8 protein-coding genes and 1 CRISPR repeat array (1 of these 9 running past the window's edge) are annotated in these 15,192 nt (G+C 63.3%); of the genes, 2 read left to right on the top strand and 6 right to left on the bottom strand.

Annotated features, from left to right (window positions below; all coding sequences use genetic code 11):
- Positions 1 to 4,939: a CRISPR direct-repeat array (repeat unit 28 nt; unit sequence GTTCGCTGCCGCCCAGGCAGCTCAGAAA); it reaches 2,357 nt to the left of the window's first position.
- A 5-nt stretch (positions 4,940 to 4,944) separates the two neighbouring features.
- Positions 4,945 to 7,092, bottom strand: a complete 2,148-nt coding sequence (locus QWY79_RS08965) for a putative bifunctional diguanylate cyclase/phosphodiesterase (protein ID WP_290271943.1) — start codon at positions 7,090 to 7,092, stop codon at positions 4,945 to 4,947.
- A 110-nt stretch (positions 7,093 to 7,202) separates the two neighbouring features.
- A complete protein-coding gene (locus QWY79_RS08960) occupies positions 7,203 to 8,159 on the bottom strand; it encodes a glycerophosphodiester phosphodiesterase (RefSeq protein WP_290271941.1) in 957 nt (318 codons plus the stop codon).
- A 280-nt stretch (positions 8,160 to 8,439) separates the two neighbouring features.
- On the opposite strand from QWY79_RS08960, the gene QWY79_RS08955 reads away from it, so the two are divergent.
- The gene (locus QWY79_RS08955) at positions 8,440 to 9,030 is read left to right on the top strand and encodes a DUF4202 domain-containing protein (RefSeq protein WP_290271939.1); all 591 of its coding nucleotides are present in this window, start codon (positions 8,440 to 8,442) and stop codon (positions 9,028 to 9,030) included.
- An 88-nt stretch (positions 9,031 to 9,118) separates the two neighbouring features.
- On the opposite strand, the gene QWY79_RS08950 is transcribed toward QWY79_RS08955, so the two are convergent.
- Both QWY79_RS08950 and QWY79_RS08945 read right to left on the bottom strand, forming a co-directional pair.
- Positions 9,119 to 10,375 (bottom strand): dicarboxylate/amino acid:cation symporter, encoded by a 1,257-nt coding sequence (locus tag QWY79_RS08950; RefSeq protein WP_290271937.1) that lies wholly within the window; start codon positions 10,373 to 10,375, stop codon positions 9,119 to 9,121.
- A gap of 143 nt (positions 10,376 to 10,518) precedes the next feature.
- Complete coding sequence (locus QWY79_RS08945; protein WP_290271935.1) at positions 10,519 to 11,295, bottom strand: dienelactone hydrolase family protein; 777 nt, start codon at positions 11,293 to 11,295, stop codon at positions 10,519 to 10,521.
- Between the two features lie 178 nt (positions 11,296 to 11,473).
- Between QWY79_RS08945 and QWY79_RS08940 the strand changes: the two genes are divergently transcribed.
- A complete protein-coding gene (locus tag QWY79_RS08940; protein WP_290272026.1) occupies positions 11,474 to 12,721 on the top strand; it encodes an ABC transporter substrate-binding protein in 1,248 nt (415 codons plus the stop codon).
- A 120-nt stretch (positions 12,722 to 12,841) separates the two neighbouring features.
- On the opposite strand, the gene QWY79_RS08935 is transcribed toward QWY79_RS08940, so the two are convergent.
- A complete protein-coding gene (locus QWY79_RS08935) occupies positions 12,842 to 14,173 on the bottom strand; it encodes a branched-chain amino acid ABC transporter permease (RefSeq protein ID WP_290271933.1) in 1,332 nt (443 codons plus the stop codon).
- A complete protein-coding gene (locus QWY79_RS08930; protein ID WP_290271932.1) occupies positions 14,170 to 15,177 on the bottom strand; it encodes a branched-chain amino acid ABC transporter permease in 1,008 nt (335 codons plus the stop codon). The genes QWY79_RS08935 and QWY79_RS08930 overlap by 4 nt, the downstream gene beginning before the upstream one ends.
- Positions 15,178 to 15,192 lie beyond the last annotated feature (15 nt).

Here is a 15,192-nt window from a genome sequence, read left to right as displayed (position 1 = left end):
GGCAGCTCAGAAAATCTTCCGTCTTGTAGGTCGGCATCAGAAGACGTTCGCTGCCGCCCAGGCAGCTCAGAAAGGTGTGCAGGGGCAGCTCGACGCCGAGGTGGTGTTCGCTGCCGCCCAGGCAGCTCAGAAAATTGACACCAGGTCATGCCAAAGGCGAATTCCGTTCGCTGCCGCCCAGGCAGCTCAGAAAATCATCTGATGCAAGGTGCCGAACAGCGGGCTGTTCGCTGCCGCCCAGGCAGCTCAGAAATTCGCAACGCAAAAAATCTTTGCGAGCAGTTAGTTCGCTGCCGCCCAGGCAGCTCAGAAATTCGATGTAGGCGTCGATCAGCTCGGCAGGGTGTTCGCTGCCGCCCAGGCAGCTCAGAAAACGCTGCGGCACTACTCCAGCGACAACATCATGTTCGCTGCCGCCCAGGCAGCTCAGAAAGCACTGGTGACGATGCTGCTGGCGCTGAGAGCGTTCGCTGCCGCCCAGGCAGCTCAGAAAGGCTTACTGGCTGCTACACGACGAGCCCAACAGTTCGCTGCCGCCCAGGCAGCTCAGAAATGGATCGTGGAAGGCGTGCAGGGAGACGACCCGTTCGCTGCCGCCCAGGCAGCTCAGAAACGACAGCGGCACTACCTGCCGCACCTGCCGCCGGTTCGCTGCCGCCCAGGCAGCTCAGAAATGAGTGATGACACAGCGATCATATCTCGATTCGTTCGCTGCCGCCCAGGCAGCTCAGAAAATCCGCCCGCGCCTGACGCACCGCGTGCATGAGTTCGCTGCCGCCCAGGCAGCTCAGAAACGTATCACCTACTCCGAATATCCCATTAAAGTGTTCGCTGCCGCCCAGGCAGCTCAGAAACGGGCGAGGTGCTCGGCGTAGAGCCGCACCAGGTTCGCTGCCGCCCAGGCAGCTCAGAAAAACTGCGCATCCGGATAGAGCTGCTGGAGCAAGTTCGCTGCCGCCCAGGCAGCTCAGAAATGAACGGAACCTTTATTGGGGCCAGAACGTCGGTTCGCTGCCGCCCAGGCAGCTCAGAAATGGACGGCTGCACGATGCTCGAGGACGTCATCGTTCGCTGCCGCCCAGGCAGCTCAGAAATCGCGCTATCGGGATACCCAGAGGCGGCGCATGTTCGCTGCCGCCCAGGCAGCTCAGAAATGATCAGCACGCCGCAGGATGTGGTCCTTGGCGTTCGCTGCCGCCCAGGCAGCTCAGAAAGAGGATACGGGCATCGAGCTTGGAGCGTCAGGGTTCGCTGCCGCCCAGGCAGCTCAGAAATGCTCAGTCAGGCGCTGGCCCGGCAGGGTATCCGTTCGCTGCCGCCCAGGCAGCTCAGAAATTGCAGGACGCCCCGAAGGCTCTCCCCTTCGAGTTCGCTGCCGCCCAGGCAGCTCAGAAAGCGCCGATTTACGACCCCGGCATCACGCTGCCGTTCGCTGCCGCCCAGGCAGCTCAGAAAACCATGAAGATCCAGTCTACGACCTGCTGCACGTTCGCTGCCGCCCAGGCAGCTCAGAAAGCTGGCGTTGCGCGGCGTGATGGCCTGCACGGGTTCGCTGCCGCCCAGGCAGCTCAGAAACCTTCGGTCAGGTGGTGACTGTCCTCGATCAGGTTCGCTGCCGCCCAGGCAGCTCAGAAAGATCTCGGCGAATGCGAGCATATCGAGGAACGGTTCGCTGCCGCCCAGGCAGCTCAGAAATGACGCCGAATTCGGCATCAAGTGGGACGAGGGTTCGCTGCCGCCCAGGCAGCTCAGAAATCAACGAAAAGGCAGGGCAGGTATGACCGACCGTTCGCTGCCGCCCAGGCAGCTCAGAAAAGAGGAATACCGGATACATGGCGAGCGCCAGCGTTCGCTGCCGCCCAGGCAGCTCAGAAAGGCAATCTGACAACCGCTCATGTCGATCAGGAGTTCGCTGCCGCCCAGGCAGCTCAGAAAACCAGGGCGGAATTGATGAGCTCAGCCTTGTCGTTCGCTGCCGCCCAGGCAGCTCAGAAAAGCAAAATGAAATAGTTGTTTAAGCCTGCCCCGTTCGCTGCCGCCCAGGCAGCTCAGAAATCCACATCATGCAGACTGCCGCCACACAGGCGGTTCGCTGCCGCCCAGGCAGCTCAGAAATCTTCGCGAGGACGCGACTCGCCACAGTTTCCAGTTCGCTGCCGCCCAGGCAGCTCAGAAAATGCTCGTCGCCGGCACGCTCCAGGGTGACGCGTTCGCTGCCGCCCAGGCAGCTCAGAAATTTCCGCGTGGGTGGCGAATGGAAACAATCGGGTTCGCTGCCGCCCAGGCAGCTCAGAAATCGCCGCCGTCTATGGGCGAAAGCGGGACTTTGTTCGCTGCCGCCCAGGCAGCTCAGAAAATTGGCCAGGTCCTCGAGGATTGGCCCCATCTGTTCGCTGCCGCCCAGGCAGCTCAGAAATGGCCGGCTATTCCATCGAAGCCGAGCGCCCCGTTCGCTGCCGCCCAGGCAGCTCAGAAAGTGAGCGTCGAACTCCTCGGCGTGTGTTGCGCGTTCGCTGCCGCCCAGGCAGCTCAGAAAGAAGCTCGCCGTGCATTTCGCTCGCTGGCTGGGTTCGCTGCCGCCCAGGCAGCTCAGAAAATTCGCCGGGATCAAGCGTGAAAGCAGTGAATGTTCGCTGCCGCCCAGGCAGCTCAGAAAGCCAACGCCTGAAACGCCCGACCTGCAGGAGCGTTCGCTGCCGCCCAGGCAGCTCAGAAAAATACGGCGAACCGTAGCCGTCTGGGTACCGAGTTCGCTGCCGCCCAGGCAGCTCAGAAAATGAAGATGCTTCTGACTATCCTGCTGGCCGGGTTCGCTGCCGCCCAGGCAGCTCAGAAAAGGAGCTCCAGCAAGCGCTGCGGGACATCCATGTTCGCTGCCGCCCAGGCAGCTCAGAAACGTCCTCGGCGGGCAGTACTCTTCAGCGCATTGTTCGCTGCCGCCCAGGCAGCTCAGAAAGGACAGGTTGCGCTGCCTCTCCATCAGGGCGAGTTCGCTGCCGCCCAGGCAGCTCAGAAAGTTGCCAGGACCGGTGGCTGAGCGAGATGCCGGTTCGCTGCCGCCCAGGCAGCTCAGAAAAAGACCTCCGATGCCGGCGCGGGCAACACCACGTTCGCTGCCGCCCAGGCAGCTCAGAAACGTCGTCGATCAAGGCGTCCTGAAGTGTGCCAGGTTCGCTGCCGCCCAGGCAGCTCAGAAATGGCGACATCCATCTGTTCGCGGAGTATGCCGGTTCGCTGCCGCCCAGGCAGCTCAGAAAAATGTGATGGAATTGGTGCTGTCCAGAACCACGTTCGCTGCCGCCCAGGCAGCTCAGAAATATCCAGGTTTTCGTACTTCCCGTCGGCTTTCAGTTCGCTGCCGCCCAGGCAGCTCAGAAAATACCGGTGATGTGGAGCCCGGACAGACCATCGTTCGCTGCCGCCCAGGCAGCTCAGAAAATTCCCGCATCTCGCCGACGCATCGCTCGACCGTTCGCTGCCGCCCAGGCAGCTCAGAAATATGACCAGTGGCTACGCGAGCCCAACCCTTGGTTCGCTGCCGCCTAGGCAGCTCAGAAAATGTCAGGGGATGATGCTGAGGCGCGACAACTGGTTCGCTGCCGCCCAGGCAGCTCAGAAAAGCGGAAAGAGCAGCGCAACAGCAATACATACGTTCGCTGCCGCCCAGGCAGCTCAGAAAGAAGAGCAAGGCAAGTTCGACTTCGCCCAGCCGTTCGCTGCCGCCCAGGCAGCTCAGAAATTGCTGATGCCAGAGCCGAAGCAACGGCCACCGTTCGCTGCCGCCCAGGCAGCTCAGAAAGCAGAGCCGAAACGCCCGACTGCACCGCGCCAGTTCGCTGCCGCCCAGGCAGCTCAGAAAGCTACCACCGCTGGAGCGCACGAGACCTCTACGTTCGCTGCCGCCCAGGCAGCTCAGAAAATCGTGCGCGGCAACCGCGTGCTGTACCAGTAGTTCGCTGCCGCCCAGGCAGCTCAGAAAAGCTCGCGGGTCGTGACCGTGATTGGTATGACGTTCGCTGCCGCCCAGGCAGCTCAGAAATATGTCGCCGATTTCCCGTTCGATTTTCAGACGTTCGCTGCCGCCCAGGCAGCTCAGAAATCAATCACGGCGCCGGATACTCGCCGGACGGCGTTCGCTGCCGCCCAGGCAGCTCAGAAAATGCCGACGCCCCGGGCCGCCGATGCGGCGAGGTTCGCTGCCGCCCAGGCAGCTCAGAAATGGCGAAAACCGAGGCCCAGGCATGGCGCGAGGTTCGCTGCCGCCCAGGCAGCTCAGAAATTCAAGGAAATACGTTACGAGGATGGCGATTAGTTCGCTGCCGCCCAGGCAGCTCAGAAAAACCTGTCGCACCAGTTGGATGACGAAGGCCTGTTCGCTGCCGCCCAGGCAGCTCAGAAAAACAGAAAGACATCATGATCCGCCGCTCCCAGGTTCGCTGCCGCCCAGGCAGCTCAGAAAAGACGAAAGCATCGACTACACCATATTCAGCCGTTCGCTGCCGCCCAGACAGCTCAGAAAAGACGCTGCAAAACGAGCTGGTCGAGGTTCGCGTTCGCTGCCGCCCAGGCAGCTCAGAAATGAAGGTGCGGAGGTAGACAATCACCCACAACGTTCGCTGCCGCCCAGGCAGCTCAGAAAAGTCTTCGGGGTTAGCCCATTCCGGTACGCCAGTTCGCTGCCGCCCAGGCAGCTCAGAAAATGTACGATTTCAGGTAATCCCAACGGGTCTCGTTCGCTGCCGCCCAGGCAGCTCAGAAAGCCGGCACGTTCTCACCCAGGTCGTTGCCCTGGCTCGCTGCCGCCCAGGCAGCTCAGAAAGAACGCAAGCGGTGGCGCGATACGCTGGATAGGCTCGCTGCCGCCCAGGCAGCTCAGAAATGCAGCGTCGAAGCGCGGGAGATGTAAGGCTTGTTCGCTGCCGCCCAGGCAGCTCAGAAGGCCTGTTACTTGGGCCTATGTTTTGCATGTGGGTCGACACATTCCAGTTCCGGACTGGCATCCCCAAGAGTTGATGGCTTCATTGCTGTCACCATCTGAGGGTGTTCGGCGAGGAGCTGCTTTATTTCGTTGGCAGGGAGTGCCTTGCTGAAAAAGTAACCCTGATACTCATGGCTCTGGATTTGGCGGATCAAGCTGAGCTGTTCTTCGTTTTCGATGCCTTCTGTAGTGACCTGCAGGTCCAGGTGCTTGGCCAGGCTGATGACGGATTTCACGATGGCGGCATCCTGGAGGTTGGTGACGGCGTCGGACATGAAGCTCTTGTCGATCTTCAGCCGGTCGATGGGGAAGCGTCTCAGCTGTGCGAGGTTCGAGTATCCGGTACCGAAGTCATCGATGGAGAAGGTCACGCCCAGAGCGCGTAGCTCATTGAGGACTTCCAGGGCATGTTGGGGGTCGTGGATCAGGGCACTTTCAGTGAGCTCGAGCTCAAGATGGTGTGGTGCCAGGCCGGTTTCCTCGAGAATGCTTCGAACCATGCTGACAAAGTGGCGGCTGCCAAGCTGTACGGCCGAGATATTGACCGCCATCGGCAGCGGCTGCCCCGTCTCCCTCTCCCATTCGCATGCGAAACGGCAGGCTTGGCGCAGCACCCATTCGCCGATCGGCAGGATCAGGTCGTTGTCTTCGGCAAAGGGGATGAGTTCATCGGGCATCACATCACCGAGCTCTTCGTCGTGCCAGCGTAGCAGGGCTTCCACGCCGGTGACGTGGCCCGTCTCGATGTGCACCTTGGGCTGGTAGGCGAGGCTCAGGCCGTCGTTTTCCAGGGCAAGTCGCAGGCGCTCCTCCAGGTGGTTGCGCCGTTCGGCGAGTGAGGTCATGTCGCGCTCGAAGAACAGGAAGGCGTTGCGTCCCGATTGCTTGGCGGCATACATGGCGGCGTCGGCGTGCACCATCAGGTCATGCTTTTCCTTGCCGTGTTCGGGGTAGAGGCTGATGCCGATGCTGGTCGAGACCTTCACCACGCACTGTTCGATCTGGAAGGCATTATCGAGTGTCTGTACCAGGCGTTGTGCCAGGGATGCGGCGTTGTCCGGTGTCACGTTGTGTTCCATCAGGACCATGAACTCGTCACCACCCACCCGGGCCACGGTATCGGCCTCACGCACGGCGGCACTGAGGCGCTGAGCGGCCTGCTTGAGGAGCGCGTCGCCGATGTGGTGGCCCAGGGAGTCGTTGACGTTCTTGAAATGGTCCAGGTCGATGAAGAATACCGCAAAGGTGTCCGCTCGGGCGGCCAGCAGCTCGTCCAGGCGTTCTTCCAGCAGTAGCCGGTTGGGCAGCTTGGTCAGCGTATCCCGGTAGACCATGCCTTTCAGTTCCCGGTTGGCGTCGCGCAGGGAAGTGGCTAGCTGGGCGTTGATCGAGGACATGTGGGCATCGAATACCGAGACCAGCATGGCGGCGATCATGATGCAGGTAGAGACCATGGCCACGCTGATGGCGAGCTGGAGTGGCGAGAGGCCGCCGTCGACGGCCGGGATGCCGCCTTCCGGATAGATGGTGGCGGCCATCCCTGTGTAGTGCATGCCGGAGATGCCTAATCCCATGATGGCGGCTGCCAGGCCCCGGTACCAGAAGGAGGGGCGATGTGTGGCGTTCCGGGGATTCAGTCTGAAGGCGAGCCACAGAGACAATAGCGATGCGGAGATGGCGATCACGACCGATGCCACAAATAGGCCGGGTCGATAGCTCAGAGAGCCGGGGATCTTCATGGCCTCCATCCCGACATAGTGCATCAGGCAGATGCCACCGCCCATGACCAGGGCACCAAACCCCAGGCGGGTGCGTTGACGTGAGCCGGACTGGACGAGCGTCAGGGCCAGCCCCGAAGAGAGTACTGCGGCGATCATCGAGACGATGGTCAACGGGATGTCGTAGGCCACTCTGCCGGCCATGTCCATGGCGAGCATGCCGATGAAATGCATCGACCAGATGCCGATGCCCATGGCGAAGGCGCCGCCCAGCAGCCAGGCCTTGCCGGCCCAGCCGGTGCTGGCGCGCACGCGGCCGGCGAGATTGAGCGCTGTCAGAGCGGCGGTCGCAGCCACGCAGATGGAGAGTGCGACCAACCCGGGGTTGTAGGACATGGGTCAGGCACATCCGTCAGGGGTTAGAGAAGGATAAACCTAAAGCTTGTGGCCGGTTTCGACAACGCCTTGGGCACCAAAAGCCCGTTGACCGGCTCGACCAGATGGCGCTATTCGACCTCCTGATGGAGCTCGGCTTGCACGGCCTTCAAGCGATCGGGGAAGTTGGTGAACAGGCCGTCGACGCCCCAGTCGAGCAGTTGGCGCATGCTGGCCTGGTCGTTGATGGTGTAGCTGTGCACCAGCAGGTCGTTGGCGTGGGCTTGCTTGATAAAGCTCTCGTCGATGACGGTCTGGCCGTCGTACTGGTAGTTGGGGCCGACGCCCACGGCGTAGTCGGCGATGGCCTGGAAATCGGCGTCGGTGATTTCGGCGGGGGCGGGCGTCACGCCGGTCCATTCCTCGAGGCTGCCGTCATCGCCGGGGGAGTACCAGAGCAGCTGCACCAGGGGGATCTCGGGGTTGAGCGACTGGACTTCCTGCAGGCTGGGCTGGCTGAACGACTGGATGACCACCGAGCCGGCCTGCACCAGGCCTGCGGCTTCGAGCTTGCTGACCAGGGCGCTCTGCAGTTCGGGGTAGTCCTCGGGAGACTTGGTCTCGATGTAGTAGCGCACGTCCTGCCCGTAGCGTTCGATCACTTCGTCGAGGGTCAGCAGCCGGGCGTTCTGGTAGGCGTCGTCGGCGTGTTCGGGGTGGGCCGCGTTGAACCAGCTGCCGGCGTCGAGCGTCTTGAGTTCGCTGAGGTCGTGTTCCTTGACCGGACCCTGGCCGTCGGTGGTGCGCTCCAGGCTGGTGTCGTGAATGGCAATCAGGTGCCCGTCGGCGCTCATGTGAACGTCCAGCTCCAGGTAATCGGCACCCATGGCCACGGCCTTGTCGTAGGCGTGCCAGGTGTGTTCCGGGGCGTGACCACTGGCACCGCGGTGGGCGATGACCTGGAAGTTCTGGAGGTCCTGGCGCTGTTGGGCGAGGGCGTCGTCCTGGGCCTGGGCGGCCATGGGGGCCAGGAGGCCGGTGGTGCCGAGCATTACGAGGCTGGAGGAGAGGGCACGAAGGTGAGTCAAGGTGGCATTCCTTTGTTGAATATTCGTGCAATAACCTAACCGGCCTGCCGCGGCCCTGCAAATCGACCCCCTTCGGGGCGTGCTGTGTTTAGATGGCGGCATTGCCGTTTAGGAAACACTGCTTAAATGCCTGCGCATGCAAATCGCTACGTTGCGCGGTGCTCGAAAGCTCGCCTAACTAAATGTTATGTCTCGCTTTCTATGCTCCGTGCGCCTTGCGCTTCACTATGCTCGTCGATTTATTCAGCGTTTCCTTTAGAACCGATCGAGGGAGGCCGTCATGGCAGTATCCGTGGAAACTCAGCGAGCGCTCGAGGCGCTGGATGCCCTGCACGCGGAGGATCCGCGCCGGGTGGAGGTCGAGGGGCAGTCCTTGCCCAAGGAGCTATGGCACGCCGGTCGCATGAGTGCCTGGCTGGAGCGGCTGGAGGCGGCGCCGGATGAGCTGGTGCAGCTGGCGGTGCGTGGCCAGCACCTGCAGCGCTGGCAGGTGCCGCGCGATGAATATGAGGAAGGTCGGGTCGGGTATCTCACCTGGCGGCGCGATCAGGGCAAGCGTGCCGGCGAGACCACGGCGCGCCTGATGCGCGAGGCCGGCTTCGATGAGCAGAGTGCCGAGCAGGTGGCGCGCATGATCCGTAAGCAGGGACTGGGTCGGGAGGCCGGGACCCAGGCGGTGGAAGACTGCGCCTGTCTGGTCTTCCTGGAAAATTACTTCGCCGACTTTTCGCAGCAGGTGGAGCGTGACCACTTGATCCGCATCGTGCGCAAGACCTGGGGCAAGATGTCGCCGCAGGCGCGGGAGCTGGCTCTGGGCCTGCCGATGAGCGAGGAAGCCAGGGAGCTCGTCGAGGCGGCACTGGCAGAGTGAAGCACGCAGGTAGCGCAGTGCTTGCCTGGCGTCCGAGGGCCGGCCGCGTCCCGTAGTCGCGTAGCGGCCGGCCGTGCCTCATGCAGACTTAGTGTGAGCTTCTGGCGTTGTAGATGTCTTCATCCAGCTCGCCCTCGCTCTTGCCAACCAGAGTGGTGACCATTAGGTCGCCGGCCACATTCACGCTGGTGCGCGCCATGTCGAGGATGCGGTCGATGCCGGCGATCACGGCAATGGCTTCCAATGGCAGGCCGATCTGGGCCATGACGATGGATAACATGACCAGACCAGCGCCGGGGACGCCGGCAGTGCCGATCGAGGCTAGGGTACCAGTCACGATGATCATGCCGTAGTCGGCCATGCTCAGGTCGACGCCCAGCAGTTGGGCGATGAAAACGGCGACTACGCCCTGGTAGATGGCAGTGCCGTCCATGTTGATGGTGGCGCCCACTGGCAGCACGAAGCCGGCTACGCCTTCCGAAACGCCGAGGTTGTTCCGGGCGCAACGCAGCGAGACGGGCAGGGTGCCGGAAGACGAGGCCGAGGAGTAGGCGACGACCAGGGCGTCGAGAATGCCTTGCAGGTAGCGCAATGGGTTGAGGCGGCCAATCAAGGCGAGCAGGCCGGAGTATACCAGCAGCACGTGCAGGGCGCTGGCCAGGTAGGCAACGCCGATCACCTTGGCCAATGGCAGCAGGACCTCCAGGCCATAGTTACCCGAGACGTGGGCGATCAGTCCGAAGACGCCGAAGGGGGCGAAGGCCATGACGATGTTGGTTAGCTTGACCATTGCGTCGGCGAAGCTCTCGAAGACTTTCACGACGGGCTCGCCTTTCTCGCCGATCAGGGTGAGCGAGATGCCTAGTCCAATGGCGAAGACGATAATCTGCAGGATGTTGCCGTTGGCGAGGGCATCGATGGGGTTCTGGGGTACCAGCCCCACCAGGATCTCCGTCAGGCTGGGTGCTTCCTTGGCCTCGACGCCGGATTCGAAGGTCATGTCGAGACCGACACCAGGCTGGAAGATCCAGGATGCGAGCAAGCCAATGGCGATGGCAAATGCCGTGGTCAGTAGGTAGAGGGCGATAGTGCGTGCACCGATGCGGCCCATTTTCTGCGGGTCGCGCATAGCAGTGATGCCCACCACCAAGGTAGAGAACACCAGCGGCACGATGAGCATCTTGATGGCGTTGATGAAGATATCGCCAATCGGTTTGAACAAGCTGGCCTGTTCGCCCATCAGCGCGCCGGCCAGAACACCTAGTGCCAGGCCGGCGAGGATTTTCTGCCAGAGGGGAATTCGCTGCCAGAGGTTGGGGCCGGCAGCTGGGGCGTTGTTGGACAAGAGGGACTCCTTTCTGCGGGTTGGCGTGGATTCGTTAAATTCGCATACCGATTAGCGATTCTACCGAATTATCCACGCCTTCGTTTTCAGAAAGGCGCCTCTTTATCTTCTCTTTGGACTTTTGGGAGTCAGAATGACTGGGCTTACAGCGCCTCGTCGAGCAGGGCCTGAAAGGCGGTCCAGGATTTCTGATCGGCGCGTTCCTGGTAGGCGTCGCTGCCCATCACGGTGAAGGCGTGGGGTGCGCCGGAGTAGACCTCGATCTCGTAGGTGGCGCCGGCGGTTTCCAGCTCTTCGGATAGCGTGGCGACGTCCTCCATGGAGATGGAGCTGTCGGCGCCGCCATGGGCGACCAGCAGGGGCGGCATGTCGTCCGGGTAGGACTGGCCCTCGGGGGTGCCCAGGCCGCCGTGGAAGGTGGCATAGCCGTGCACATCCTCGGCCTGGCCGGAACGCGCCATTTCCAGCACCACGGCGCCGCCGAAGCAGTAGCCCATGACCACGGTGGGCCGTGCCGCGCCTTGCTGGCGGGCCTCTTCCAGGCCGGCCAGGGTCAGCTGGCGCATGCGCTCGCGGTCGTCGTAGAGCTTGGCGATCTCGGCCTTCTTGGCGTCGGTTTCCACCGGGCGGTTGCCCTTGCCGTAGAGATCGACGGCGAAGGTGTCATAGCCCTGGGCGGCGAGCATGTCGGCGCGCTGGCGTTCGTAGTCGGTCAGGCCGTCCCAGTCGTGGATGATCAGCACGGTGCCGCGGGCTTCGTCCGGAGCGCTGGCGAGGTAGCCGCTGAAGGTGTCGTCGCCTTGCTGGTAGTCGATCGCCTGGCCGCTGCTCGCGTCGGCCGTGGCGGTGCTGCTCAGGCCGGCGAGCAGCAGGCTGCCGAGCATCAGTCGAGTGCCGTGACAGGGGGTGCGGTGGATCATGGTCGGTCTCCCGGTAATGGTTGGCGAACGCCGCACGGTCGCGGCGTGGGCTGCGCTTGAGAGTGTAGACCCATGGCGCCGCCTTCTGCCTACCGTTGGCAGTCATGGCTTGAGTTTTGGGCCCCTTCCTTCCAGATTGTGTAGGTGTGTTCCTGTGCAACCTGAAACGAGACCAACAATCATGAAGAAACGCGTTCTAGCGATGGCAGTAGCGGCCTCTTCCGTGGCGTTCACGGGCATGGCCCAGGCGGAAGTCAAGATCGGCTTTCTCGGTGGCTTCACCGGGGGCATCGAGAGCCTGACGCCGCCGATCTTCGATGGTGCTCAGCTGGCGGCCCAGCAGATCAACGAGCAGGGCGGCGTGCTGGATGGCGAGGATATCGTCATGCCCACCGGCGATACCACCTGTTCGGATGCCTCGGCGGCCTCCAACGCGGCGGACCGCATGGTCAATACCGAGAATGTGACGGCGATCGTCGGCGCACTCTGCACCGGCGCCACCGTGGCGGCGGCCAACAATGCGGCCGTGCCGGGTGGCGTGACCATGGTGTCACCGGCTTCCACGGCGCCAGCGGTTTCCGACATCGACGACAACGACCTGGTGTTCCGCACCGTGCCGTCGGATGCCTTCCAGGGCAGGATGCTCGCCAAGCTGCTGATGGACAAGGGCATCGAGGAAGTCGCGGTCACCTACGTCAACAATGACTATGGCAGTGGCCTGGCGGAAGCCTTCACCACCGCCTTCGAGGAGAATGGCGGTACCGTGGCGGCCAACCTGCCCCACGAGGATAACCGGGCCGATTACCGCGCGGAGCTGGGGCAGCTTTCCTCTACCGGTGTGCCCAACCTGGTGGTACTGGCCTATGCCGACACCTCTGGCCAGACGGTCATGCGTCAGGCCTACGAGGGTGGCATGTTCACTCAGTACATCGGGGCGGATGGCATGGTCGGCGACAGCCTGGTCGAGGCCATCGGTGCGGATGTCCTGGAAGGCATGATCGCCACACGGCCGGGCAGCCCGGACCTGCCGGGTACCGAGATCTTCAACGAAGCGGCCAAGGCCGCGGATGTTGATCCGAGCGCGGTGTTTGCCGCTCAGGCCTACGATGCCGCCTTCCTGCTGGGCCTGGCCATCGAGCAGAATGGCAACGCCGAGCGCGAGGGGCTGTCCGAGGCGCTGCGCAGCGTGGCATCGGCCCCGGGCGAGGTCATCCTGCCGGGCGAGTGGGAAAAGGCCAAGGAGCTGATCGCCGCGGGTACGGAGATCAACTACGAAGGCGCCTCCGGTACGCATGAGTTCGACGAGAAGGGTGACGTGCCGGGCGTTGTGGTCGAGATGACCGTCGAGGATGGCTCCTTCGTCAGCAAGGGCTTCGTCAACGCCGATGAAGAAGAGAGTGAATCCAGCGAGGGTGACGCCGAGTAACGCACCCGCCTGCCACGGGGTTTGCCCCGCGACGACAAGGGCCCCACTTCGGTGGGGCCCTTTTTTGCGTGAGGGGTGTTCTCCGCCCCTGCCGTGCCATGGCCGAGGGGCGGAGGTCAGTCAGCCGTGGTGGCGCACCTTCTCGGGCAGCATGCCCTTGGGCGCGAAGCGCAGCACCAGGCTGATCAGCAGGCCGATGACGAAGACCCTCGCCTGCAGGGCGCGGCTGTCCAGATTGTTTGGCACCTCCCAGCCGAACACGCCTGCGCCGGCGTTGGCGGCCCATTCCATCAGGCTCAGGGCCAGCGGCCCGGACATGATCCAGATGATGTAGACCGCCACGGCGCCGAAGATGGTGCCCAGGTTGTTGCCCGGCCCGCCGAGGATGACCATGACCAGCACCAGGAAGGTGTGGTTGAGCGGCAGGTAGCCCTGCGGGTCGAAGAGGCTGTTGAAGCTGGCCAGCACGGCGCCGCCGATGCCCATCAGGATGCAGCCCAGCACGAAGATTTCCAGCCGGCGCTTGTTGATGTCCTTGCCCATGGCCGCGGCCGAGACCTCGTTGTCGCGGATGGCGCGGATCATGCGGCCCCAGGGGGCGTTATAGGCACGGTGCAGCAGGAAGAAGATGGCCGCGATGATGACCGCGGTCACCGAGAGGTACATGGCGCGTGCCAGGGTGAAGCCGACTTCCGAGGGGCCGGGGACCGGCCAGGGCAGGGGCGAGACGGTGGCGGTGCCACGGGTCAGCCAGTCGGCGTTCTTGAGGAACGCCTTGATGATCTCGGCGATGCCGATGGTGGCGATGGCCAGGTAGTCGCTGCGCAGGCCCAGACAGACGTGGCCGATGAAGTAGCCGACACCGCCGGCCAGGGCGCCGCCGATGATCCAGCCGAACCAGACCGGCAGTGCCATGCCGCCAATGAAGCCAGCCTGCGACTCGATCTGGCCGGCGACTTCGCGGAAGTTGCTGATCACCAGCATGTACAGCACCACGCCGAGGATCACGGCGATGGCGGTGCGCAGTCGCCGGGGTACGCCGAGGCGATCGAGGCGTGAAGCGGCCACGACCAGCACGATGGCGCCGACCATGTAGAGCAGGGCGAGGCCGAGCTCGCCGGGTAGCTCGCTGTTCCAGAAGGCGTCGTTGACCGGGATGCTGAAGAACATGGCGCAGAAGCCGCCCAGGGCGACGAAGCCCATCACGCCGGCATTGAACTGCCCGGCGTAGCCCCACTGGATGGTCAGGCCCAGGGCGAGGATGGCGTAGCAGGCCGATTCGACCAGCATGCGGGTGCCGTAGGCGGCGCCCATGGTGGAGTAGACCACCATCACCACGGTCAGCAGACCCAGGAACAGCACCAGTTCGCGCAGCGGAAAGCGCCGCGGCGGTGCGACACTGTCGGCTTGTTGCGGTTCCGGGGAAGGTTCTGTGTGATGTGACTGTGTCATGTGATCACCTTGCCCTTGAAGATGCCGGTGGGACGCCACACCAGGATGGCGACGAGAATGAAGAAGGGCACCACGATCTTGTACTCGGTGCCGACGAAGGCCAGGTTGCCGGGCAGCTCCAGCCACTCGGGCAGGCTGTCGCGGAAGGGTCGCAACAGGATGCTCCAGTTGAAGACCGCCAGGGATTCGGCGAAGCCGACCACGAAGCCGCCGGCAATGGCGCCGAAGGGATGCCCAACACCGCCGACGATGGCCGCGGCGAAGATCGGCAGCAGCAGGAAGAAGCTGAGGTCGGGCTTGAAGGTCACGTCCAGCGACAGCAGGGTGCCGGCGATGGCGGCCAGTCCGCCGGCGAGCATCCAGGTCACCGCGACGATGGTGTTGGTGTTGATGCCCGACGCCTGGGCCAGGTCCGGGTTGTCGGACATGGCACGCATGGCCTTGCCGAGCCGCGAACGGCTGAGGAAGAGGTGCAGGCCGATGACACTGAGGATGGTCAGGCCGAACAGATACAGCTGCGGTTCGGTGATGACCACCGGCATGCGCACGCTTTCGATGGGCACCGGCAGGCGGAAGATTTCCTTGCGGTCATCCACATACAGGCTGGAGCCGCCGGTGCCGGCGAACAGGCGGATCAGGCCCTGCAGCATCAGGGTCACGCCCAGCGAGGCGATGACCATGACGATCGGCTTGACGCCATGCGCGCGCAGCGGCTTGTAGAAGGTGCGGTCGATGCCCACCGCCAGCCCGGCGGTCAACGCCATGGCCAGCGGCATCAGCAGAATCGGCGTGGGAATGCCGATGGCCGCCCCGGCCTGCGGGAAGAGGGTGGTCAGCAGCAGCACCATGAAGGCGCCGAAGGTCATCATGTCGCCATGCGCGAAGTGGGCGAAACGCATGATACTGAAGATCAGCGTCACGCCCACGGCGCCCATGGCATAGATCGACCCGGATACGCTGCCGGCGATCACCACGTTGTTGATGAAGAAGACGAGTTCGTTCAAGGCACAGCCTCCAGA

Source organism: Halomonas sabkhae, assembly GCF_030409265.1.
Classification (GTDB): domain Bacteria; phylum Pseudomonadota; class Gammaproteobacteria; order Pseudomonadales; family Halomonadaceae; genus Halomonas; species Halomonas halmophila.
This window is presented reverse-complemented; position numbering and strand designations above follow the sequence as displayed.